21 protein-coding genes and 1 tRNA gene are annotated in these 21,916 nt (G+C 62.9%); 11 read left to right on the top strand and 11 right to left on the bottom strand.

Going from position 1 to position 21,916, the window contains the following annotated elements; translation table 11 throughout:
* Nucleotides 1–104: 104 nt before the first annotated feature.
* The gene (locus LLJ08_RS12970) at nt 105–404 is read left to right on the top strand and encodes a PilZ domain-containing protein (protein WP_228207206.1); all 300 of its coding nucleotides are present in this window, start codon (nt 105–107) and stop codon (nt 402–404) included.
* Between the two features lie 39 nt (nt 405–443).
* On the opposite strand, the gene LLJ08_RS12975 is transcribed toward LLJ08_RS12970, so the two are convergent.
* A complete protein-coding gene (locus tag LLJ08_RS12975; RefSeq protein ID WP_228207207.1) occupies nt 444–1,145 on the bottom strand; it encodes an MlaA family lipoprotein in 702 nt (233 codons plus the stop codon).
* A gap of 229 nt (nt 1,146–1,374) precedes the next feature.
* Here LLJ08_RS12975 and LLJ08_RS12980 point away from each other — a divergent pair, with 229 nt between their 5' ends.
* Nucleotides 1,375–1,641 carry a DUF4404 family protein gene (locus LLJ08_RS12980; protein WP_011912816.1) on the top strand — a complete coding sequence of 89 codons (267 nt, stop codon included), beginning with the start codon at nt 1,375–1,377 and terminating at the stop codon, nt 1,639–1,641.
* A 39-nt stretch (nt 1,642–1,680) separates the two neighbouring features.
* Here the strand turns inward: LLJ08_RS12980 and queF are convergent, their stop codons facing one another.
* The 8 genes from queF to LLJ08_RS13020 form a co-directional block, all read right to left on the bottom strand.
* On the bottom strand, nt 1,681–2,511 hold the full coding sequence (queF, locus tag LLJ08_RS12985) for an NADPH-dependent 7-cyano-7-deazaguanine reductase QueF (RefSeq protein WP_228207208.1): 831 nt from the start codon (nt 2,509–2,511) through the stop codon (nt 1,681–1,683).
* A gap of 94 nt (nt 2,512–2,605) precedes the next feature.
* Nucleotides 2,606–3,385: an ABC transporter permease gene (locus tag LLJ08_RS12990; protein WP_044314955.1), complete on the bottom strand. Its 780-nt coding sequence runs from the start codon at nt 3,383–3,385 to the stop codon at nt 2,606–2,608.
* A complete protein-coding gene (locus LLJ08_RS12995; protein WP_023447139.1) occupies nt 3,382–4,311 on the bottom strand; it encodes an ABC transporter ATP-binding protein in 930 nt (309 codons plus the stop codon). Before LLJ08_RS12995 ends, LLJ08_RS12990 begins: the two co-directional genes overlap by 4 nt.
* 92 nt (nt 4,312–4,403) lie before the next feature.
* The gene (locus LLJ08_RS13000) at nt 4,404–5,396 is read right to left on the bottom strand and encodes a succinylglutamate desuccinylase (protein ID WP_228207209.1); all 993 of its coding nucleotides are present in this window, start codon (nt 5,394–5,396) and stop codon (nt 4,404–4,406) included.
* Between the two features lie 12 nt (nt 5,397–5,408).
* Nucleotides 5,409–5,690, bottom strand: coding sequence for a hypothetical protein (locus LLJ08_RS13005; RefSeq protein WP_003282913.1), 282 nt, complete (start codon nt 5,688–5,690; stop codon nt 5,409–5,411).
* Between the two features lie 57 nt (nt 5,691–5,747).
* On the bottom strand, nt 5,748–6,968 hold the full coding sequence (locus tag LLJ08_RS13010; RefSeq protein ID WP_023447137.1) for an aspartate aminotransferase family protein: 1,221 nt from the start codon (nt 6,966–6,968) through the stop codon (nt 5,748–5,750).
* A 139-nt stretch (nt 6,969–7,107) separates the two neighbouring features.
* On the bottom strand, nt 7,108–7,797 hold the full coding sequence (locus LLJ08_RS13015; RefSeq protein ID WP_090518901.1) for a crotonase/enoyl-CoA hydratase family protein: 690 nt from the start codon (nt 7,795–7,797) through the stop codon (nt 7,108–7,110).
* A 131-nt stretch (nt 7,798–7,928) separates the two neighbouring features.
* Nucleotides 7,929–9,215, bottom strand: coding sequence for an HD-GYP domain-containing protein (locus tag LLJ08_RS13020; RefSeq protein WP_003301873.1), 1,287 nt, complete (start codon nt 9,213–9,215; stop codon nt 7,929–7,931).
* A gap of 206 nt (nt 9,216–9,421) precedes the next feature.
* On the opposite strand from LLJ08_RS13020, the gene LLJ08_RS13025 reads away from it, so the two are divergent.
* Both LLJ08_RS13025 and LLJ08_RS13030 read left to right on the top strand, forming a co-directional pair.
* Nucleotides 9,422–9,511: transfer RNA gene (locus LLJ08_RS13025), tRNA-Ser, on the top strand.
* 154 nt (nt 9,512–9,665) lie between these two features.
* Nucleotides 9,666–10,106, top strand: a complete 441-nt coding sequence (locus tag LLJ08_RS13030; protein ID WP_228207210.1) for a DUF1810 domain-containing protein — start codon at nt 9,666–9,668, stop codon at nt 10,104–10,106.
* Between the two features lie 12 nt (nt 10,107–10,118).
* On the opposite strand, the gene LLJ08_RS13035 is transcribed toward LLJ08_RS13030, so the two are convergent.
* Nucleotides 10,119–10,631 carry a hypothetical protein gene (locus tag LLJ08_RS13035; RefSeq protein ID WP_102833102.1) on the bottom strand — a complete coding sequence of 171 codons (513 nt, stop codon included), beginning with the start codon at nt 10,629–10,631 and terminating at the stop codon, nt 10,119–10,121.
* A gap of 350 nt (nt 10,632–10,981) precedes the next feature.
* Between LLJ08_RS13035 and LLJ08_RS13040 the strand changes: the two genes are divergently transcribed.
* The 7 genes from LLJ08_RS13040 to pdeM all read left to right on the top strand — a co-directional run bounded on the left by LLJ08_RS13040 (nt 10,982) and on the right by pdeM (nt 21,541).
* Nucleotides 10,982–11,338: a rhodanese-like domain-containing protein gene (locus LLJ08_RS13040; protein WP_179484430.1), complete on the top strand. Its 357-nt coding sequence runs from the start codon at nt 10,982–10,984 to the stop codon at nt 11,336–11,338.
* 132 nt (nt 11,339–11,470) lie between these two features.
* Nucleotides 11,471–12,610, top strand: a complete 1,140-nt coding sequence (locus tag LLJ08_RS13045) for a mechanosensitive ion channel family protein (protein WP_228207211.1) — start codon at nt 11,471–11,473, stop codon at nt 12,608–12,610.
* A 113-nt stretch (nt 12,611–12,723) separates the two neighbouring features.
* Complete coding sequence (locus LLJ08_RS13050) at nt 12,724–15,168, top strand: acyl-CoA dehydrogenase (RefSeq protein WP_228207212.1); 2,445 nt, start codon at nt 12,724–12,726, stop codon at nt 15,166–15,168.
* A gap of 120 nt (nt 15,169–15,288) precedes the next feature.
* Nucleotides 15,289–16,305 carry a ligase-associated DNA damage response exonuclease gene (locus LLJ08_RS13055; RefSeq protein WP_045666731.1) on the top strand — a complete coding sequence of 339 codons (1,017 nt, stop codon included), beginning with the start codon at nt 15,289–15,291 and terminating at the stop codon, nt 16,303–16,305.
* 79 nt (nt 16,306–16,384) lie between these two features.
* Entirely contained in the window at nt 16,385–18,094 is a 1,710-nt protein-coding gene (locus LLJ08_RS13060) for an ATP-dependent DNA ligase (protein WP_228207213.1), read from the top strand.
* Nucleotides 18,095–18,234: 140 nt separating this feature from the next.
* On the top strand, nt 18,235–20,823 hold the full coding sequence (locus LLJ08_RS13065; RefSeq protein WP_419585746.1) for a ligase-associated DNA damage response DEXH box helicase: 2,589 nt from the start codon (nt 18,235–18,237) through the stop codon (nt 20,821–20,823).
* Between the two features lie 28 nt (nt 20,824–20,851).
* Nucleotides 20,852–21,541: a ligase-associated DNA damage response endonuclease PdeM gene (gene pdeM / locus LLJ08_RS13070; protein ID WP_023447126.1), complete on the top strand. Its 690-nt coding sequence runs from the start codon at nt 20,852–20,854 to the stop codon at nt 21,539–21,541.
* On the opposite strand, the gene LLJ08_RS13075 is transcribed toward pdeM, so the two are convergent.
* On the bottom strand, nt 21,519–21,752 hold the full coding sequence (locus LLJ08_RS13075; protein ID WP_023447125.1) for a hypothetical protein: 234 nt from the start codon (nt 21,750–21,752) through the stop codon (nt 21,519–21,521). The two genes, pdeM and LLJ08_RS13075, sit on opposite strands and share 23 nt — an antisense overlap.
* Between the last annotated feature and the right edge of the window lie 164 nt (nt 21,753–21,916).

A 21,916-nucleotide genomic window follows, 5' to 3' on the forward strand; every position in this document is an offset into this window, starting at 1 on the left:
ACTCCCATACGATCGGGGTTTCAAGCCGACCGGCTGGCGCCTTTACAGGTCGAATTGAGGGGAGCTATAAGAATGCCGCGAGCCATATATAAAAGGTTGAAACCATGAGCCAGAAAGACCGTGATTACAGTGAAAAACGCGATTTCATCCGAATGCAGATCGAAACCACCGTTGCGCTGGAACATGGCGATACAAAACTGAGCGGCACCTGTATCGACCTCTCCAGTACCGGCATGCAGGTTCTGGCCAGCGCCCAACTACGCATGGGCGACAAGGTCCGCGTACTCATTCCATCCGAGCACAGCGAACTGAAAGGACTGGACGCGCAGACAGAAGTCGTCCGCGTCAGCCAGCTCGACGATGGCCGGCAGAGCCTGGGTCTGGCAATCCTCTCGATGTGCTGACCCTGCTCCAGCGATGGCCGCAGCAAATGCGGCCAGGCTTCAGAAGTCGTCTTCGACTTCCCCGTCCTTGACCCGGAATTCGCGATTCTGAAGGTAGGCGTTGCGTACGAAGATGTAGCGATCACCCTGAATCATCTTCTCGGCTGACAGCAGTCCTGCGCGCGTATCGATCAGGTCCACACCCCGCGTCACGTTGCGGGTCGGCACATGATCCATGTGCGGATACGGTTCGAGGAAGGAATCCGGCACCCGGCCGACGGCATCACGCACCGTGCTTGGCCCAAGCAGCGGCAGCACGACATATGGCCCACTTCCCAGCCCCCAGGCACCCAGCGTCTGGCCGAAGTCCTCATCGTTCTTGTGCAGCCCCATGCGGGTGGCAACGTCGAAGAAACCGAGCACGCCGAATGTGGTATTGAACAGGATACGACTGGTGTCGATGCCGGCATCGCGGACCTTGCCCTGCAGCAGGTCGTTGGTCAGCACCACCACATCACCGAGATTACTGAACACATTGCCGATGCCGTCCTCGAGGAAGCTCGGCGTCACTTTCTGGTAGCCCTGGGCCAAGGGCTTGAGGGTGTAGGTGTCAACGGTGTCATTGAAACGAAACACCGCGCGGTTGACGCCTTCCCACGGATCTTCTTCGGCCGCTAACGCTGGCGCTGCGCCATGCGTGGCGATCATAGCGACGAAACTGGCCTTGAGCACGGCGATCCAGGCCGTAGCGATCTTGGGCATCACTTTTCTCTCCCTTAGGTATTTGGTGCATGCGGCGCACCGACGCAGACCGCGCAGTATAGAGTGAACATCCTGTTTTCGGCAGTCAGCCGGATATTCGGCTTTCGTGGCACAGGCCGGCGCTTGTGCCAGCGCCGGTAAAGGCACAGACAAGGCCTGGCCGCTGGTTTAACCTTCAGCTATCGACGTTCATTACACGCCGCCCGTAAACCCATGAGAGGGAAGCAAAATGCCGGAACATGATCTGCAGTCGCAGCTCGAAGAACTGCGTTATCAACTGGCCCAGGACACGCCGCTGACCGATGAGGAGCGGGCTTCGCTGCAAGCGATCGCCCAGGACATCGAAGTTCGCCTGGCGACGCAGGGCAGCACCGACCACAACGACTCGCTGGTGGATGGCGTCAACCTGGCCGTCGAGCGCTTCGAGGTCAGCCACCCAAGCATGGCCATGACGCTGCGCAACATCATGCAGACCCTGGCCAACATGGGCATCTGAAGCAGGTCACGGGTCGCGCTGCGACCCTGACTCGCTGCGTTACTGGCGCACCAGACGGCGATTGTCCACGACCATCGCCTCGGTACTGCGGTACGGATTGATGTCCAGCCCGCCACGGCGCAGGTAACGCGCGTAGACGGTCAGCTTCTCCGGCTGCAGCAAACGCTGCAGATCGAGAAAGATGCGCTCCACGCATTGCTCGTGAAAGTCGGCATGCTGACGGAAGCTCACCAAATAGGCCAACAGGCTCTCCGCCTGCAACGCCGCGCCGCGGTACTCAACGACTACGCTGCCCCAATCCGGCTGACCGGTCACCGGGCAGTTGGACTTGAGCAAGTGGCTGTGCAGCGACTCCTCGACCATATGCCCGGCATCACAGGCCAACAGTCCCGGTTGAGGATGGTCGTAATGCTCGATGGTCACGTCCAGATCGTCGACGCAGCGCCCCGGCAGCGTCGCAACACCTTCGGCCGCCACCTCATCCAGCGCGCGCAGGCGCACCTTCACCGGCTTGCCGGCTGCCGCAGAAAGATCGCTGCTCATCACCTCGGCCAGCGCTTCCCGCGACTCGAACACCGACTGGTTCAGCGAGTTCAGATAGAGCTTGAACGACTTGGATTCGATGATGCTCGGCGAGTCCGCCGGAATCTCGAATTCACCGATCGCCACCACCGGCTTGCCGGAAGGCAGCAACCATGACAGTTCGTAGCAATTCCACAGATCCACGCCCTGGTAGGGCAGCGTCTCGGCGGTGAGACCAAGCTCGGCCCACTTCGGCGCGCGCGGAATCGGAAACAGTAGGTGCGGGCTGTAGGTGGCGACGTAGTCACTGGACTTGCCCAGCGGGGAATGTTCGGCGGGATGCTGCATGGGAAATGGACCTGAACGAGAAACGCCGCGAAGTTTAGCGCTTCGCGGCGTTCTTTTCAGTGGCATCGGCGCAGCGGCCGAAATCAAGTGCCAGCTACTGGCGCATCCCGCGCCCACTCTTGAGCAGCCCGACGGAGACCAGATAGAGCGCCGCCACCGCTACCAGCATGAAGCTGATCGCCACACCGATGCGGATATCCGAAACACCGAGAATCCCGTAGCGAAACGCATTGACCATGTGCAACACCGGGTTGGCCAGCGACAGCGTCTGCCAGAACGGCGACAGCAGGTTGATCGAATAGAACACCCCACCGAGGTAGGTCAGCGGCGTCAGCACGAAGGTCGGGATGATCGAGATATCATCGAAATTGCGCGCGAACACCGCGTTGATGAAGCCGCCCAGGGCGAAGATGCTCGCCGTCAGGGTGATCACCAGAACGGTCACGCCCAGGTGGTGCACCTGCAGATCGGTGAAGAACATCGACAGCAGCGTGACGATTACCGCAACCGCCAGCCCACGGGTGATGCCACCCAGGGCAAAACCAATGACGATCACATGCGGCGACACCGGCGAGACCAGCAGCTCCTCGATGGAGCGCTGGAACTTGGTGCTGAAGAAGCTCGACACCACGTTGCTGTAGGAGTTGGTGATCACCGACATCATGATCAGGCCCGGGACGATGTAGTCCATGTAGCTGAAGCCGCCCATGTCCCCAATCCGCGCACCGATCAGGCTGCCGAAGATGACGAAGTACAGCACCATGGTGATCGCCGGGGGCAGCAGCGTCTGCGGCCAGATGCGTGTATAGCGACGGATCTCGCGCTGGACGATGGTCTGCAGCGCGACCAGGTTGGGACGCAGTTCGCCGCTCATGACTTCACCTTCAGGTTGTTCTCCACCAGCGACACGAACAGCTCCTCCAGTCGGTTGGTCTTGTTGCGCAGACTCAGCACCTCGATGCCCTGAGCGCTGAGCAGACGGAACAGTTCGGTCACGCCCTGGCTCTTCTCCACCTGCACCTCGAGGGTGTGATGATCGATCAACTGCGCCGGATAGCTGCCCAGCTCCGGCGCGACCAGTTGCGACTCCTTGAGGTCCAGCAGAAAGGTTTCCACGTGCAGCTGCGAGAGCAGCTCGCGCATGCTGGTGTTCTTTACGATCTGGCCATGGTCGATGATGCCGATGTTGCGGCACAGCTGTTCGGCCTCCTCCAGATAGTGGGTGGTGAGGATGATGGTAATGCCTTCACGATTGAGCTCGGTGAGGAACGACCACATCGAGCGGCGCAGCTCGATATCCACACCCGCGGTGGGCTCGTCGAGAATCAACAGCCGCGGTTGATGGATCAGCGCCCGCGCGATCATCAGGCGGCGCTTCATGCCGCCGGAGAGCATCCGCGAGGAAACATCACGCTTGTCCCACAACCCCAGCTGGTTGAGATAGCGCTCCGCGCGCTCCTTGGCAATCTTCGCCGGGATGCCGTAGTAGCCGGCCTGCGTGACCAGGATGTCGAAGGCCTTCTCGAACTGGTTGAAGTTGAATTCCTGCGGCACCACGCCCAGGCAACGCTTGAGCCCGGACGGGTCGCGATCCAGATCGTGACCGAACACGTTGACCGTGCCGCCGCTCTTGTTCACCAGGGTGGAGAGGATGCCGATGGTGGTGGACTTGCCGGCGCCATTGGGCCCGAGCAAGGCGAAGAAGTCGCCTTCGGCCACGTCCAGGTCGATACCCTTGAGGGCCTGGAAGCCGTTGCCGTAGGTCTTGGTCAACTGCCGGATGGATAGAGCAGTACTCATAAGAAGGTGCACACAACGCGAAGGGAGTGAAGCTAGATAAGGGCGCAAGTGACCGATTGCAACCGCCCATTTCCGGAGCGAGCGCCTCAGTGCTACGTGTCGGACTGCTCCAATGGCACAACGATCAATGCAGCACGCTGTCCTTCGGCAACATCGGCCATGGGGAAAAGAATGCGCGCGTCCGGCTCATCGACCACCCAGCGCATGCCGTCGTCCTCGGCAAGCAGGCTGCCAAGCGGCAATGGCGCAAAGTTCTCGATGTCAGCGGGTAGACACAGCCGAAACCGCGAGCTGCGCTTGATGATCTCTCGAGAAATACTCAGCAGCTGCGGTTGCGCCTCTGCACCCGCAGACAACTCGCGCCCCTCGATCATTGCGATCAGCCCCTGCTCGAACTGCAGCACTGCCGGCGGCAGTGCCTCGTCCTTGCCTTCGGCAAGCTCCAAGGTAAACGCCTCGGCGCCATGAAGCGTGGCGGTCATGGCACTGAAGGTAGAGCTGGGCTGGCGCTGCAACAGGACTCCGTCGATTGCCAGAGCATGCAGTCGGGCCAACGCATTGGGTTGTGCGCCCCCTCCCTCGCGCCAAGGGCAGATCGCAAACTGGGCGAGACGCGACGGGCGCATCGCTGAGTGCAGGTCATAGTGCCGGCGCTGGCGTCCGGACACGCTGAAGAAGCCTCCGACCAATGCCTCAAGCTCTGACGCACGAATGGCTTCGCCGCCCCATACATCAGCATGGGCACCGAGAAAGAGACGGTTAAGGTCATGTTCGATGTACCGAACCATGCGACGCATCGCTGCAGGATTGGCGAACAGCAGCAACAGTCGCGCACGGGGCTGCACATCGCCCCGTGCGAGCGCACGGATCAGGCGATCCAAGACATGTATGGGGATGAGTTCATTGCCGTGTATGCCGGCCGACAGGACCAGATCGCCGCCTTGATCCTGGCCGCTCGGCGGCGATACCAGCAGCGCGCCCTCGGCCAGCCAGTGCAGCTTCACCCCGCGCGGGGTGAGCTGGACTTTCTCGCAGGGCTCGCGCCCGGCGAGGGTCAGTTCCAGCAGCTTGCCGATGGCGAGCATGCTGGTCTGCCGTCAGTGATTGCAGTCAGGGCCGTGGACGTGCTCGTCGTCATCGGCCTCGACCGGCTCCATTTCCAGCTGCAGGCTGACCAGATTGGTGGCCAACGGACGCAGCACCAGATTGGCGTATTCGGTGTCGCCGTCCTCGACGTCCACACCAATCATCAGCTGACCGTTGCCGACCTGCTGAATCCAGACCTCGCGGCCCTGCCAAATCACGGCAAAACGGGTGCAGGACGTTTCCAGTTGGGTTCCGTCGACATCTTCCAGAACCAGTTGCAGGCTATCGCTCATTGAATTGCTCTCGCTAGTAGAACGCGCGGCGCCCGCGGCGCTGCGCATGGGGAATGGTCAGGCCTGGGTCAGCGTCGCGACGGCGCGCTCGAGGCGATCCAGCCCTTCGTCGATATCAGCTTCGTCGATGACCAGGCTCGGCGCCAGGCGCACCACGTCGGGGCCGGCCTGCAGCACCATGAGAGCTTGCTTCTCCGCGGCGGCGCAGAAGGCACCGGCCTTGCCCTTCCAGGCCTCGCTCAACACACAGCCGATCAGCAGGCCACGGCCACGCACCAGGCTGAACACGCCATAGCGCTCACCGATCTGCATCAGGCGCGCCTTGAAACGCTCGTGTCGCGCCTTGACGCCTTCGAGCACCTCCGGCGTATTGACGATATCCAGCACCGTCTCGGCAACTGCGCAGGCCAGCGGATTGCCGCCATAAGTGGTGCCGTGGGTGCCGACGCTCAGGTGCGCGGCGATCTCGTTGGTGGTCAGCATCGTCCCGATCGGGAAGCCGCCGCCCAGGCTCTTGGCGTTGGTCAGGATGTCCGGCGTGACGCCGTAGTGCATGTAGGCGAACAGCTCGCCGGTACGGCCGAGGCCGGTCTGCACCTCATCGAAGATGAGCAGCGCGTTGTGCTCGTTGCACAGCTGGCGCGCGCCTTCCAGATAAGCCTGGTCGCCCGGCAGAATGCCGCTCTCGCCCTGGATCGGCTCCAGCACCACCGCGCAGGTCTTGTCGGAGATCGCCGCTTTCAGGGCGTCGAGATCGTTGAAGGGTACATGGGTAATCCCTTCGATCTTTGGCCCGAAGCCGTCGGAGTACTTCGACTGCCCGCCCACCGTGACGGTGAACAGGGTGCGGCCGTGAAAGCTGTTGAGCGCCGAGATAATCTCGAATTTCTGCGGCCCGTAGACGTCATGGGCGTAACGACGGGCCAGCTTGAACGCCGCCTCGTTGGCTTCCGCGCCGGAATTGCAGAAGAACGCGCGGTCGGCGAAGGTCGCTGCCGTCAGCTTCTTCGCCAGGCGCAGCGCCGGCTCGTTGGTATAGATGTTGGAAATGTGCCAGAGCTTGCCAGCCTGCTCGGTCAGCGCCGCGACCATCGCCGGATGCGCATGGCCCAGTGCGTTGACCGCGATGCCGCCAGCGAAGTCCACCAGTTCTCGCCCGCTCTGATCCCATACTCGCGAACCCAGGCCACGTACCGGTACGAAGGCTGCTGGGGCGAAGGTGGGAACAATGACCTGGTCGAAATCGGCGCGTTCTACCGGGGTGTGCGGGGCGGACATCGGGGCTCTCCTGCGAGGCGACACGGAATGAGAAATGAAAACGCCCCGCCATCGGCGGGGCGTCACTCGCGCAGTGTAAACGCAGGGCCGGCCCTCGTGCGCACTCGAGAAGAAATTCTCTTGCGCTCCACGCGCTCTTTCAGCCGAAGTGCTGCTGGTCCAGCGCGATCGCCTGATCCAGGGTTTCCAGCAGCGCCTTGCGCACTTTGAGCTTGGTGTTCTTGTGCGCCACCATGTTGATCTTCTTGAGCTGCTCGGCCGCGGCTTTGGCGACTGCCAGCAGCTCACCGGTCGGCACCACCTTGTCGAGAAAACCGGCATCCACCGCGCCAATCGGATCGAACATCTCGCCGTTGATCACCGAGCGATGGAAGGCTGACTTGCGCAAACGGTCACGCGCCAACTCGATGCCTGCATGGTGCATGGTCATGCCGATCTGCACCTCATTGAGGCCTATATGAAATGGCCCTTCGACACCAATGCGGTAATCGGCGGACAACAGCAGGAAGGCGCCTTTGGCGATGGCATGCCCTGGGCACGCCACGATGATCGGGAACGGGTGCGCCAGCATCCGGCGGGAGAAGGTCGAACCCGTAGCGACCAGCGTCATGGCGTTCTGCGGGCTCGACGTCATGACCTTCAGATCGTAGCCGCCGGACAGGATGCCCGGCTGCCCGGTGAGAATCACGACGGCACGGTCCTGCTCGGCGCGATCCAGCGCGGCGTTGAGCGCCTCGAACACGGCAGGCGAAAGGGCGTTGACCTTGCCATTGCACAGCGTCAGCGTGGCGACGCCGTCTTCGAATTGGTAGGAGACCAGCTCACTCATGACGAGATTCCTTGTTTTTGAAGTCGGCAGACGTTACCCAGCGCTCAGGCTCAGGTAAAGCGCGATGACCGACCGGCCGGTCACGCCAGAGGCGTCAAAGCCGCACCGAAACGTATCTGTACAGAAAGGGATCAGCTCGATTCGAAGTCGGCCAGTGTCTCGGGGTGCAGGATGGCCTGTAGCTCGGGGTCGGCGAGATGAAGCCCGAAAGAGCCATCCGGCAGACCGACGGATATCCGGTAAGGCGCACCCTCCTCGTCCACGGTGATCTGCGCCAGATCCAGATAACGCGGCGTGCAGCGCTGCTTGGCGGCATCGCGCAGCACCACAACACGGGGGCGGAGTTGGTATTGCCGATGTTTTTCCACTACCACGGCGACCTCACCGGTGTGCAACTCGACGAGCGTACCCACCGGGAAGGCTCCCAGCCAGCGGATGAATTCGCTCACCAGGTCCTCGTCGAACTGCCTGCCGCTGGCGCTGCGCAGGATCTCGAAGGCCGATTGCACTGGTCGCGCGCAATCGTAGGCCCGGTGGCTGGTAATGGCGTCGAAAGCGTCGACAATGGTGATGATGCGCGTCATGTAGGAAATCTGCGCCGGCCCCGAACCCAGCGGATATCCAGTGCCATCGAGTCGCTCGTGATGGCCATACGCGGCGTGCAGTGCAGCCTCCGGAATACCGGGTTGCGCCCGCAGCGCTTCCAGGCCGAAGACCGGATGCCGCTTGATCACCTCGAACTCCTGCGCGGTGAGCTTTCCGGGCTTGTTGAGAATCTCCGGATCAATGCGCATCTTGCCGACGTCATGCAGCAACCCCGCCATGCCCAGCAGCTGGAGTTTGTCGTCCTGCAGGCCGAGATGATTGCCGAAGCCCATCGCCATGATCGACACCGACAAGCAGTGCAGGCTGGTGTAGAGATCCTTGTTCTTCAGCCGGACCAGCCAGAGCATGGCGCTTTCATTGCGCAGCATGCTGGCCAGGTTGCGCTTGACGGCGCCATGGCATGCGCGGGTGTCGATCACTCGTCCATGCTGTACGTCGGCCAGTACCTGTTCGATCAGGCGGGAGCCATCCAGATAGGCTGCGCGGGCCTCTTCCACCTCGGTCGAAAGCGCGTGCTGCGGTCGCTCTATCGGCTTGCGAACACGCGGCCCGACGACCGGAACCGGCGTATCGTGCTGCAAGCGAACTCTGCGCGTATCGTCGACATAGACATACTCGCAACAGTTGCGTAGCGCGCGTATCTCGGCGGGCTTCAGCAGCGGAAAACCCTGGAACGCAAAGTTCGTTTCATTCCACGGCCGATCCAGCTCGCAGACGTACATGCCCAATTCCAGGCGGGCGACAGCAACCCGACGCCGGGTCGGCACCAGCAAGGTATCGATATGCTTACCTGACTTGCTTGTCAGTTTCATGGAACAGGTGAGCTCCGCTCGGCTTCTTATTCAAAATAACCCAGGCATCGACCAAGGCTGCAATCAGGAGTCTAGCGGAACGTGCAGCCTGTCACCTGAGCGAGACGAATTTGTTAAGCGCATGAATAAGCTAAAAAAGTTTTTGCCAAAGGCACAGGGTTCGATTACATTAGCGCGCCTCGACGGACATGAACCTCCGTCGATCCGGTGAGGTGTCCGAGCGGTTGAAGGAGCACGCCTGGAAAGTGTGTATACGAGAAATCGTATCAAGGGTTCGAATCCCTTCCTCACCGCCATATTCGATTCAAGCAAAACCCCTGACTTCCCCGAAGCCAGGGGTTTTTGCGTTCTAGAGCCCCGATCCGAGGGCACCATACGTCCGTCAGCGATTGTCGTGCCGTCTGGCCTGTTGCAGATTGCTCGCAGTCCTTTCATGCCGCAATCATTTCCATGGCCGATCCCTACAACCTGCAGCGCTTCGTCGACGCTCAACAACTCCAGTATCCGCAGGCGCTGGCAGAACTGCGCAGCGGGCGCAAACGTACGCACTGGATGTGGTTCATCTTTCCGCAGCTGCAGGGGCTTGGCCGCAGCGCCATGGCACAGCGCTACGCGATTTCGGGCCGAGCCGAGGCTGAAGCCTATCTGCAGCATCCGCTGCTGGGGCCACGTCTGCTGGCCTGCACCGGGGCGATGCTAGGGCATCACCGCAACAGCGCACAGCAGATTCTGGGAAGCCCAGACGACCTGAAGTTTCACTCCTGCATGACCCTCTTCGCCCATGTAGCGCCAGACTCCGCCCAGTTCGAGCAGGCGCAGCAAGCCTTCTTCGACGGTCAGGCCGATACGGCCACCCTGAGCCTTCTGAGCAGCGGCGACACCGCCTGCTGAACGCCGGCCGAATCAACGCTGGCCGGCGGCGCCACCCGTTGCGCCGCCGCTGGCCGCACCTCCGCTGCTGGCTCCGCCTGCACCGTTACCGCTACCTGTTCCGATTCCACCCGGCGGTGTGACGCCGCCCTGATTGGCGTTTCCATTGGCACCACCCGGAGCGGTCTGCGGCTGGGTGGTGCCCGGAGCAGGATTCGCGCCCACGCCACCGTTCGGCTGGCGGACATTGTTCTGCGGACTCGGCAAACCGGTCCCGGTCGGCGGGTTCGTGGCACCCGGAACGTTGGGTCGGGGGTTGTACGCATCACTCTGCACGCCCCCTCGGTTGATACCAGGCGTCTGCTCCCGAGTGGTGCCCGGCTCACGGATACGGTTGATATCACGACCGATCTGCTGGCGATTTTCTTCCAAATCGGCACCCATCTGGTCACGCTCCTGCTGCAGTGTCATGCCCTCCTGCTGCGCCAATGCAGCGCTGGAAATGGCGGTGAGTAACAGTACTAGCGGAAACTTCGGCTTGTTCATCATCTGTCCTCCGATGCGGTGTAAAACGGAAGACAACCAAAAGCAGCGACCAGCTCCATCGCTGGAAGCGTTCGCTGGTGCGGAAATTGCTTTCTCTTGAGTCTGGGCGAATGTCCGGCACGTCTCGTTTACCGGCGTCGGATTCTAGAAACCGCGGTCACGTACCGTCTCCGCCCCTTCGGCAAGGCGATAATCGCTACACACAAGAATAAAAGGCCATGTCATGCTCAAGCAGAAGAAATTTCGGCAGGCGACACTGATCGTCATTGCCACGGCAGTGATTCTCATCCTGCCCAACCTGACCCGTATATTCAGCTGAGCGCGCCACCGGCGCGCTGCGAGGAGTTCCCATGCGCGTCCCGATTCTTTCCCTACTGCTGGCTCTGAGCCTGCACGCATCGGCTGGCGATATCGATCAGCCCACCGCCCTGCAGATGCTGCAGCGAGCCGACACCGTACTGATCGATGTAAGAACTGCTGACGAGTTCGCCGAAGGAGCGCTGCCCGGCGCGGTCCGCATCGAGACTCCGGATATCGCCGAGCGGATCGGAACACTGGCCCCGGAAAAGGACACGCCGGTCGTGCTCTACTGCCGCAGCGGCCGCCGTGCCTCCGAAGCGCAGGACGTGCTCGAGAAGCTCGGCTACACACAGGTCATCAACGCGGGCGGCTACGACGAGCTCGCCACTGTGTTACCAAGCGACTGATCGCACCGACGCGGCCGTCGAGTCCGCCAGCACCACCCATACCGCCGCCGACATAGGGAACTTATGAGCAGCGAGGGCCACTGAAAAACGTGGCCTTCGCTGCATCATGCGCACCCTTATCGGAGGATATGGATGAACTGGGACGCCCTGCTCAACGAGACACTCTGGATCAACCTGGCGATCATGCTGGGGATCACCATCGTCAGCTACCTGGTTCTGCGCACCATCCTCGGGATCGTCACCAGGCGCCTCAACAAGCTCGCCACCGGGTCCAAGACCAAGTTCCTCGGCATCACCGCCGAACTGCTTTCACGCACCAGCAATCTGCTGATCCTGGCGTTCTCACTGCTGATCGCACTGAAGACGGTCGAACTGTCGCCTCGCTGGGAATCGACAATGTCCCACGGCTGGTTCATCGCCCTCGCGTTCCAGTTCGCGCTGTGGATGGACACCGGCGTGCGCCTGTGGATGGAGAGCCTGACCCGCGACGGCAAGGCCCGCAATCCGGTCACCACCACCATCATCGGCATCATGATCCGCATCGTGGTCTGGACCATGATGCTGCTATCGATCCTCGCCAACCTGGGTGTCGACATCACCGCCATGGTCGCCAGCCTCGGCGTCGGCGGTATCGCCATCGCCCTGGCAGTACAGACGCTGCTCAGCGACATCTTCGCCTCGCTGTCCATCGGCGTGGACAAGCCGTTCGAGATCGGTGACTTCGTGGTATTCGGCGAGGTGGCCGGCAACATCGAGCACATCGGCCTGAAAACCACGCGCATTCGCGCCCTCAGCGGCGAACAGGTGGTCGTATCCAACGCCGACCTGTTGCGGCAGATCGTGCACAACTACAAGCGCATGAACACGCGGCGGATCGTCTTCAAGTTCGGCATCACCTACGACACGCCAACCGAAAAGGTGAAAGAGGTGGCGGCACTGGTGAAGCGCATCGTCGAAGGCATCGAAGTGGCGAAGTTCGACCGCGCGCATTTCCTCGGCTTCGACGACAGTCAGCTGACCTTCGAGGTCGTCTACATCATGCAGGTCTCGGACTACAACAAGTACATGGACACCCAGCAGGAGATCAACCTCGCCCTGCTGCAGGGCATTCGCGACATGGACGTGCAGTTCGCCTTCCCCACCCGCAGCATCGAATTCATCGGTGGGCGATTGCCGGAAATCAATGTTGCCGGCGTGCCGCAGGAAAAGCCGGCAGCCAACCAGAACACCGACGATGCCGACACGCAAATGCTCGGCGCCCGGCCGAGCTGAACCATCCCCCGTCGCCGCCCGTTGGCCGGCGGCGACACCTCGTCCCTTCGCTGCAGCGGCGCAAGCGCCTATGCTGAAGACGGAAGCTGTTCGAACCTGAAAGGATAAGACTCATGACGCTGCTCTGGTTGCTGGTTCTACTGCTCGGCATTGCCGTAATCGCCCACCTGCGCCTGTCGCCGGTGCCGGCACTGGTGATCGTCGCCACCTACCTGGTCTTCATGACCGCTGCCGACACCTCCGGGGTGGTGGTATTCCTGCTCTGGCTCGCCTTGATCGCCATTGCGGTGCCTCTATTGGTCGCAGACGTGCGCCGCAAGTACTTCAGCGGGCCGATGTTCGACTGGTTCAAGAAGGTGCTACCGCCGATTTCCGCCACCGAGCGCGACGCCATCGACGCCGGCACCGTCTGGTGGGACGGCGAGCTGTTCAGCGGCCGCCCGGCGTGGGACACCCTGCTCGGCTATCCGAAGGCGCGCCTCACGGATGAAGAACAGGCCTTTCTCGACGGCCCTACCGAAACCCTCTGCGCCCTGGTCAGCGAATGGGATATCGCCCAGCGCATGGACCTGCCGCCCGCCGCCTGGGACTACATCAAGGCCGAAGGCTTCTTCGCCCTGATCATCCCCAAGGAATACGGCGGCAAGGGCTTCTCCGCCTACGCCCACTCGCAGATCGTGATGAAACTCGCCACCCGCAGCGGTGACCTGGCCAGCACCGTGATGGTGCCCAACTCTCTCGGTCCGGCCGAGCTGCTGATGCACTACGGCACCGATGAGCAGCGCAACCACTACCTGCCGCGCCTGGCCAATGGCACCGACATTCCCTGCTTTGCCCTCACCGGCCCATATGCCGGCTCCGACGCCGGGGCCATGAACGACAGCGGCGTGATCTGCCGCGGCCAGTGGCAGGGCGAAGAAGTGCTCGGCCTGCGGCTGAACTGGGAGAAGCGCTACATCACCCTCGGCCCGGTGGCGACCCTGCTCGGCGTAGCTTTCAAGACCTACGATCCGGATCACTTGCTGGGCGATGAGGAAGAACTCGGCATCAGCCTGGCGCTGATCCCCACCGACACTCCCGGCGTGGACATCGGCCGTCGCCACCTGCCGCTGGGTGCGGCCTTCATGAACGGGCCGAACTGGGGCAAGGATGTCTTCGTGTCGCTGGATGCGATCATCGGCGGCCGCGACATGATCGGCAAAGGCTGGATGATGCTGATGAACTGCCTGTCGGTCGGCCGCTCGATCTCCCTGCCGGCGACCGGCACCAGCGCCGCCAAGGTCTGCAGCTATGTGAGCGGTCGCTATGCGCAGGTCCGCGAGCAGTTCAACGTGCCGCTGGCCGCCTTCGAAGGTATTCAGGAGCCGCTGGCGCGCATTGGCGGCAACGCCTGGCTGATGGACGCGGCGCGTATTCTCACCGCCAACGCCGTCGATCTGGGCGAGAAGCCCTCGGTGCTCTCGGCGATTCTCAAGTACCACCTCACCGAACGCGGCCGTGCCTGCATCACCGACGCCATGGATATCCACGGCGGCAAGGGCATCATCCTCGGCCCGAACAATTACCTCGGACGCCTGTGGCTGTCGGCGCCGATCTCCATCACCGTGGAAGGTGCCAACATCCTCTCGCGCAACCTGATGATCTTCGGCCAGGGCGCAATCCGCTGCCATCCGTTCGTGCTGCGCGAAATGGAGCTGGTCCACGAGCCGGATCGTGAAGCCGCCGTTGTGAAATTCGATGACCTGTTGATGCAACACATCGGCTTCGCCGTCAGCAACACGGCCAGCACCCTGCTGCTGGGTCTGAGCTTCGGTCTGATGGGGCGTGTGCCGGGGACGAGCGTCACGCAACCCTACTTCCGCGCGCTCAATCGCATCGCCGCGGCGTTCGCGATGCTGGCCGATCTGTCGATGATGCTGCTCGGCGGCGAGCTCAAGCGTCGCGAGCGGCTGTCGGCGCGGCTGGGCGACGTGCTAAGCCATCTCTACCTCGCCTCCGCAGCACTCAAGCAGTTCCATGACCTCGGCCATCCGACTGAACAGGAGCCGCTGCTGCGCTGGGCGCTGGAGGACTGCCTGGAGAAGGCCGAATCCGCCCTGCAGGACGTGCTGGCCAACTTCCCCAACCGCATTCTCGGGCACCTGCTGCATGCTCTGGTGTTCCCCTTCGGTGCGCGCCACAAGGGGCCGTCCGACGTCCTGGACGCCGAGGTCGCCGCCCTCCTCGGCCGCCCGGAAGGCGATCCGGCTTTGGAGCGCATCCTCGATGGCATGTACCGCCCGCAGGATCCCGAGCAGCCGCTCGGCGCGCTGAAGCACGCTTTCGAAATCCTCGCCACCAGCCAGGACGCAGCGAAGAAGCTGGCCAAGGCGCTCAAGTCCGGCGCGGTCATGCCGGCCGCTGGCGAAAGTTCGATCGATGCCGCGCTGGCTGCCGGCGTCATAGATGCCGTGGAGGCCGAGCAGCTGCAGATGGCAGAACTCGCACGGCGCAAAGTCATCGACGTGGACGACTTCGCCAAGGAGGACCTGGAGTTGCAGGAAGGACGAATCCGCTGATTTCCGACTAGCCCTGCAGCCCGTTCATTGAACGGGCCTGCCCCTGCCATAGCCTGGAGAGCGAACTCCAAACGCCTCGTCGGGCTCCAACCCTGCAAGCCCATCGAACTGCCAGTCGTCATGGATCTTGTCGTTGCTCGTCCCGAAGGCCTCTACTGCCCACCCGGTGATTTCTACATCGATCCCTGGCGTCCGGTCGATCGCGCCGTCATCACCCACGCCCACGGCGACCACGCGCGCTGGGGCATGGGCCATTACCTGGCTTCAAGCGACAGCGAAGGCATTCTGCGTTCACGCATCGCCGCCGATATGCCGCTGCAAACGCTGGCTTATGGGAAATCCATCGAACATCACGGCGTAAAGCTCAGCTTCCACCCGGCTGGCCATGTGCTCGGCTCGGCTCAGGTGCGACTGGAATACAAGGGCGAGGTCTGGGTGGCCTCAGGCGACTACAAGGTCGAGCCGGACGGCACCTGCGCCCCGTTCGAGCCGGTGCGCTGCCACACCTTCATTACCGAATCGACCTTCGGTTTGCCGATCTACAAATGGCCGTCCCAGGCCGAGGTACTCCGCGACATCAATGACTGGTGGCGCGCCAACGCCGCGGCCGGGCGAGCCTCGGTGCTGTTCTGCTATGCCTTCGGCAAGGCGCAGCGCATCCTTCACGGATTGGATGAGAACATCGGCACCATCGTCGTCCATGGCGCTGTGGAGCCACTGAACAAGGTCTATCGCGAAGGCGGTGTCTATCTTCCACCGACCGTTTATGCCGGCGACCTGAAAAAGGGCGACCCGCGCCTGAAGCAGGCCATCATCCTCGCCCCGCCGTCGGCTGGCGGCAGCACCTGGATGCGCCGTTTCGGTGACTATGCCGATGCCTTCGCCAGCGGCTGGATGATGTTGCGCGGCACCCGTCGTCGACGCGGGGTCGACCGCGGCTTCGTGCTCTCCGATCACGCCGACTGGCCAGGGCTGCTCTGGGCCATCGAACAGACCGGTGCCGAGCGGGTAATGGTGACTCACGGTTCCGTTCCGATCCTGGTCCGTTATCTGCGTGAGATGCGCGGGCTCGATGCGCAGGCATTCGAGACCGAGTATGGCGAGGAAGACGATGCGAACACCCAGGAGGCCGAATGACTCGGCGGGTCACCACCCCGCCTTGTAGGAGCGAGCTTGCGCGCAAACCGGCCGCACCACACCGGTACGGAGGCGCCGCATGAAAGCGTTCGCCACGCTCTATAGCCGCCTCGACGCGACCACCTCGAGCAACGCCAAGCTCGCGGCAATGCGTGACTATTTCCGCGAGGCCGATCCGGCCGACGCCGCTTGGGCGGTCTACTTTCTTTCCGGCGGTCGACCTCGCCAACTTGTGCCGACCAAGGTATTGCGCGAAACCGCCATGCAGGCATCTGGCTTGCCGGAATGGCTGTTCGAGGAAAGCTACCAGGCGGTCGGCGACATGGCCGAGACCATCTCGCTGCTGATGCCCGAGGCCGAGCACAGCTCCGACGATGGCCTCGCCGTATGGATGCAGGACAAGCTGCTGCCATTGCGCGGTCTGCCGCCGGAAGAATTGGCTGAGCGATTGCCCGCACTATGGGCGCAGCTGGACCGGCTCAGCCTGATGGTCTGCATCAAACTGATCACCGGCGCCTTTCGTGTGGGCGTCTCGAAATTGCTGGTCACCCGTGCGCTGGCCTCGCTGGTCGATCTCGATCCGAAACGGGTCGCGCAGCGGCTGGTTGGCTATACCGACCTTTCGCACCGTCCCAGCGCCGAAGGCTACCTCGCGCTGATTGCCGACGAGTCCGAACACGAACATGCGCAGCGCGGCGGCCAGCCCTACCCCTTCTTTCTCGCCCATCCGCTGCAGGCCCCGGTCAAGGAGTTCGACACCCTGCTCAGCGCGCCGGAGAACTGGTTCGTCGAATGGAAGTGGGACGGCATCCGCGCCCAGCTGGTCAAGCGCGACGGGCAGATCTGGGTCTGGTCGCGTGGCGAAGAGCTGGTCAGCGAGCGCTTCCCGGAACTCTGCGAGCTGGCCAGCGAACTGCCGGACGGCACAGTCATCGATGGCGAGATCCTGGTCTGGAAGCACGCCCCCGGCGAGCCTACGACCAATCTTTTCGAACATTCCGATAGCGATGATTCAGAAACAACCGAACGCTTCGGCGTGCAATCCTTCTCGCTGCTGCAGCAGCGTATCGGCCGCAAGAATCTCACGGCGAAAGTGCTGGCTGACGCCCCCGTCGCGGTGCTCGCCTACGACCTGCTGGAATGGCAAGGCAACGACTGGCGCCAGCGCGAGCACCGCGAACGCCGCCAGCAGCTCGAGGCGGTCGTGGGCCAATGCCCCAGCCCACAGCTGATGCTTTCGCCGCTGGTGAGTGGAACGGATTGGCAGGACCTGGCCCGCCAGCGCGAAGCCTCCCGCTCGCTGGGCGTGGAAGGCATGATGATCAAGGCGCGCGCCGCCCAGTACGGCGTCGGTCGGACCAAGGACGTCGGCGTCTGGTGGAAATGGAAGATCGACCCCTACTCCGTCGATGCCGTGCTGATCTATGCCCAGCGCGGTCATGGCCGCCGCGCCAGCCTCTACACCGACTACACCTTTGCCGTCTGGGACGGCGAGCCGGGCGACCCGGACCGCAAGCTCGTGCCCTTTGCCAAGGCTTATTCCGGACTTACCGACGAGGAAATGCGCAAAGTCGACGCCATCGTGCGCAAGACCACCGTGGAGAAATTCGGCCCCGTTCGCAGCGTGACGCCGACGTTGGTGTTCGAGCTGGGCTTCGAAGGCATCGCGGCCAGCAGCCGACACAAGAGCGGCATCGCCGTGCGCTTCCCCCGCATGCTGCGCTGGCGCCTCGATAAGCCGGTGGAGGAAGCCGATACGCTGGAGACGCTGAAGGAGTTGCTGGGATGAAACCAAGGCATCCGGCACCCGCTCAGCCCTCACCCCAACCCTCTCCCAGAGGTAGAGGGAGCAAGAGCGGAGCAGCGCCAGGCGAGAATGCTGAGCAACTGCGCGATCGCCCCCCTCTCCCTCCGGGAGAGGGGCTGGAGGTGAGGGACGGGGCCGAGAGCCTCGCTGCGGGCTGGTTTTCCAGCCGTGCCTGGCAACCCTTCCCGTTCCAGCAGGAGGTGTGGCAAGCGATAGGCCATGACGAATCGGGGCTGCTGCACGCCACCACCGGCTCCGGCAAGACCTACGCTGTCTGGCTCGGAGCCCTGAATCGCTTTGCGACCAAGGCACCCTCTTCCACCGCGACGGACAAGCCAGCGCCTTTGACGGTGCTCTGGATCACTCCGATGCGCGCCCTGGCGGCCGATACCGCGCGGGCTCTGCAAGCACCGCTGGATGATCTCGGCATCAACTGGAGCATCGGCCTGCGCACCGGTGATACCAGCAGTTCCGAGCGTGCGCGCCAAGGCCGAAGGCTGCCCACCGCGCTTGTGACCACCCCGGAAAGCCTGACCCTGCTGCTGACCCGCGCCGATGCGCGCCAGGCCTTCTCGGGCCTGCGCATGCTGGTGGTGGACGAGTGGCATGAGCTGCTGGGCAATAAGCGCGGCGTGCAGCTGCAACTGGCGCTGGCGCGGCTTCGTCAGTGGATGCCGGAGCTCATCGTGTGGGGGCTTTCCGCCACCCTCGGCAACCAGCCCCACGCGCTGGACGTCCTATTGCACCCCGGCAGCGGCAGGCTGGTGCAGGGCAAGGTGGACAAGGACCTGCGCGTCGATACCTTGCTGCCGCCGAGCATTGAACGCTTCCCCTGGGCCGGCCATCTCGGGCTACGCATGCTGCCGCAAGTGGTCGAGCAGATCGACTCGGCTGCCACAACGCTGGTCTTTACCAATACCCGCTCCCAGTCGGAGATCTGGTATCAGGCGATCCTCGGCGCGCGGCCGGACTGGGCCGGGCTAATCGCGTTGCACCACGGCTCGCTCGCTCGCGAGGTACGCGACTGGGTGGAGCTGGGCCTCAAACAAGGTGCGCTGAAAGCAGTGGTCTGCACCTCGAGCCTGGATCTTGGGGTCGATTTTTTACCCGTCGAGCGGGTCCTGCAGATCGGTTCGCCCAAGGGCGTGGCTCGGCTGATGCAGCGGGCCGGTCGCTCTGGGCATGCGCCGGGTCGTACTTCCCGCGTCACGCTGGTGCCGACACACAGCGTCGAAGTCGTGGAAGCCGCCGCCGCCCAGATCGCGATCGCCGAACGCCGCATCGAAGCCCGCAGCGCGCCCCATCGACCACTGGACGTACTGGTGCAGCACCTGGTGAGCATGGCGCTGGGCGGTGGGTTTCGTCCGGAAGAATTGTTCGATGAGGTTAGGCAGGCCTGGTCGTACCGCGATCTCACTGACGATCACTGGCAATGGGCGCTGGCCTTCGTACGGCATGGCGGACATTCCCTGACCGCCTACCCGGATTACCAGCGTGTCGAGCCGGACGACACCGGGCTGTGGAAAGTACCGAGCCGCCGTGTGGCGCTGCGCCATCGCATGAGCATAGGCACCATCGTCAGCGATGCCAGCCTGACTGTGAAGTTCTGGGCCAAGGGCGGCAGCGGCCGCTCGCTGGGCACTATCGAGGAAGGGTTCATCGCGCGCTTGCGGCCTGGCGACAACTTCCTCTTCGGCGGCCGTTTGCTGGAGCTGGTGCGGGTCGAGAACATGACCGCCTATGTCAGCCGCGCCACGGGGAAGAAGGCCGCCGTGCCCCGCTGGAACGGCGGCCGTATGCCGCTATCGAGCGAACTGGCCGATGCGGTTGTGGAACAACTCGGCGCCGCCTCGCGTGGCCGTTTCGAAAGTGACGAGATGCGCCTGGTCGAGCCCCTGCTCCGCGTACAGATGGACTGGTCTGCGCTGCCCACCGAAACCACGTTACTGGCCGAGGTGATGAAGTCCCGCGAGGGCTGGCACCTGTTCCTCTACCCTTTCGCCGGTCGCCACGTACATCTGGGCCTCGCAAGCCTGCTGGCCTGGCGCGTGGGCCAGCAGCAGCCGCTGACCTTTTCGATTGCGGTCAACGACTACGGTTTCGAACTGCTTTCTGCGACCGAGGTGGACTGGCTGAAATGGCTGACGCCCGAACTGTTCAGCCAGAACAATCTGCTGCAGGACGTGCTCGCCAGTCTCAACGCTGGCGAACTGGCGCGCCGGCGCTTCCGGGAGATCGCGCGCATCGCGGGGCTGGTTTTCTCCGGCTACCCCGGCGCGCAGAAGAGCGCGCGCCAGCTGCAGGCATCCAGCGGCCTGTTCTTCGACGTGTTCCGCCAATACGACCCGGCCAACCTGCTACTTACCCAGGCCGAGGAAGAAGTGCTGCGGCAGGAGCTGGAGGTCGAGCGGCTGGAGAAGACAATGAACCGGCTGCAACGGCGCCAGCTGGACGTCCATCAGGTCAAACGCACCACGCCGCTTGCATTTCCGTTGATGGTCGAACGCTTTCGCGAAAGCATGAGCTCGGAAAAACTCGCCGACCGCATCCGCCGCATGGTCGCCGAATTGGACAAGGCGGCTGGTCCCGGCGGCTATCAGCCGGAAGCGAATGCCAGCATCATGGTCGAACGTGAAACCGCGCCCAAGCGCAAACCGCGGCAGACCAAGGACGGCACGCCACGGCTCAGGAAGCCGAAACGCGCCCCATGACGCCAGCCTCAGCACGCCCATGTCTCGCATGAATCCTTACCAGCCCATCGAACTGGCCGGCAGTACGCTCTGGCTACTTGCGGAAAAGGCCGTCTACTGGCCTGAGCAGCAGGCGTTGCTGATAGCAGATATACATTTCGGCAAGGCCGCAGCCTACCGGCGTCTGGGCCAGCCCGTGCCCCACGGCACCACCGATGCCAACCTGCGCCAGCTGGACGATCTGCTGGCGCGGTACGCCTGCCGCCAGCTGATCTTTCTCGGTGACTTCCTGCATGCGCCGGAGTCCCGTGCACCATCCACGCTGGCCCGTCTGGCCGAATGGCGTGCACAACATGCGCAACTGGACATCACGCTGGTGCGTGGCAACCACGACCGCCGTGCCGGCGACCCACCGCGCGAGTTAGACATAAGCGTAGTCAGCGAACCGTTACTGCTCGGCCCCTATGCCCTGCAGCATGAGCCGGACCCGCATCCGACCCATCACGTACTCGCTGGCCACGTACATCCAGCCTTTCAGCTACATGGCCGCGGCCGCCAGCGCCTGCGCCTGCCGTGCTTCTGCATCGGAGCGCGGCTCAGCCTGCTGCCGGCCTTCGGCAACTTCACCGGAACGATGACGGTGGCAGCCGAAGACAACTGGCAGATTTATGTGATCGGGGATGGAGAGGTCTGGCCGCTGAGACGCCCTGCGCCGGTCAGGCCTGGGATATGCCCGTGATGGTGATGCCATAACGCTCGGCCAGGCGTGTGGCCGGGGTGTCCTCCAGATCGGGCTCGTGCTCGTGCTCGATCTCCTGATCCGGATACAGCTCTTCTGCCTTGCGACTCACCAGTTCCACAGCCTCATCGATATCCGGCTGGTGCGCCGAGTCGATCTTCAATGTCGCGGTGTTGCCGTCTTTGTTGTACGCAATGATCCAAGTCGTCATGAAAGTGCCCCTCGCCTTAAAGAAACCCGTGTGGACGTAATAACGCCCATTTTGGTTTTTGTAAGTTTTTAGACCCATCCGGCGTCGGCAGTTCGGTCCCTCACTTCAAAGTTAGCAGCTTTAATTGAATTGCCAGGAACAACCATGCGGACGCCCCGGTCATC

This window comes from Stutzerimonas chloritidismutans, from assembly GCF_020783375.1.
Lineage (GTDB): Bacteria > Pseudomonadota > Gammaproteobacteria > Pseudomonadales > Pseudomonadaceae > Stutzerimonas > Stutzerimonas kunmingensis.

Coding starts and splice junctions, on each gene's coding strand:
- LLJ08_RS13000 (WP_228207209.1), bottom strand. CDS start 5,396: ATGCTCGCCATCGGCAAGCTGCTGGAACTGACCCTCGCCGGGCGCGAG.
- LLJ08_RS13015 (WP_090518901.1), bottom strand. CDS start 7,797: ATGAGTGAGCTGGTCTCCTACCAATTCGAAGACGGCGTCGCCACGCTG.
- LLJ08_RS13050 (WP_228207212.1), top strand. CDS start 12,724: ATGACGCTGCTCTGGTTGCTGGTTCTACTGCTCGGCATTGCCGTAATC.
- LLJ08_RS13045 (WP_228207211.1), top strand. CDS start 11,471: ATGAACTGGGACGCCCTGCTCAACGAGACACTCTGGATCAACCTGGCG.
- pdeM (WP_023447126.1), top strand. CDS start 20,852: ATGAATCCTTACCAGCCCATCGAACTGGCCGGCAGTACGCTCTGGCTA.
- LLJ08_RS12980 (WP_011912816.1), top strand. CDS start 1,375: ATGCCGGAACATGATCTGCAGTCGCAGCTCGAAGAACTGCGTTATCAA.
- LLJ08_RS13030 (WP_228207210.1), top strand. CDS start 9,666: ATGGCCGATCCCTACAACCTGCAGCGCTTCGTCGACGCTCAACAACTC.
- LLJ08_RS13020 (WP_003301873.1), bottom strand. CDS start 9,215: ATGAAACTGACAAGCAAGTCAGGTAAGCATATCGATACCTTGCTGGTG.
- LLJ08_RS13055 (WP_045666731.1), top strand. CDS start 15,289: ATGGATCTTGTCGTTGCTCGTCCCGAAGGCCTCTACTGCCCACCCGGT.
- LLJ08_RS13060 (WP_228207213.1), top strand. CDS start 16,385: ATGAAAGCGTTCGCCACGCTCTATAGCCGCCTCGACGCGACCACCTCG.
- LLJ08_RS13005 (WP_003282913.1), bottom strand. CDS start 5,690: ATGAGCGATAGCCTGCAACTGGTTCTGGAAGATGTCGACGGAACCCAA.
- LLJ08_RS12970 (WP_228207206.1), top strand. CDS start 105: ATGAGCCAGAAAGACCGTGATTACAGTGAAAAACGCGATTTCATCCGA.
- LLJ08_RS13035 (WP_102833102.1), bottom strand. CDS start 10,631: ATGAACAAGCCGAAGTTTCCGCTAGTACTGTTACTCACCGCCATTTCC.
- LLJ08_RS13075 (WP_023447125.1), bottom strand. CDS start 21,752: ATGACGACTTGGATCATTGCGTACAACAAAGACGGCAACACCGCGACA.
- LLJ08_RS12995 (WP_023447139.1), bottom strand. CDS start 4,311: ATGAGTACTGCTCTATCCATCCGGCAGTTGACCAAGACCTACGGCAAC.
- queF (WP_228207208.1), bottom strand. CDS start 2,511: ATGCAGCATCCCGCCGAACATTCCCCGCTGGGCAAGTCCAGTGACTAC.
- LLJ08_RS12975 (WP_228207207.1), bottom strand. CDS start 1,145: ATGCCCAAGATCGCTACGGCCTGGATCGCCGTGCTCAAGGCCAGTTTC.
- LLJ08_RS12990 (WP_044314955.1), bottom strand. CDS start 3,385: ATGAGCGGCGAACTGCGTCCCAACCTGGTCGCGCTGCAGACCATCGTC.
- LLJ08_RS13010 (WP_023447137.1), bottom strand. CDS start 6,968: ATGTCCGCCCCGCACACCCCGGTAGAACGCGCCGATTTCGACCAGGTC.
- LLJ08_RS13040 (WP_179484430.1), top strand. CDS start 10,982: ATGCGCGTCCCGATTCTTTCCCTACTGCTGGCTCTGAGCCTGCACGCA.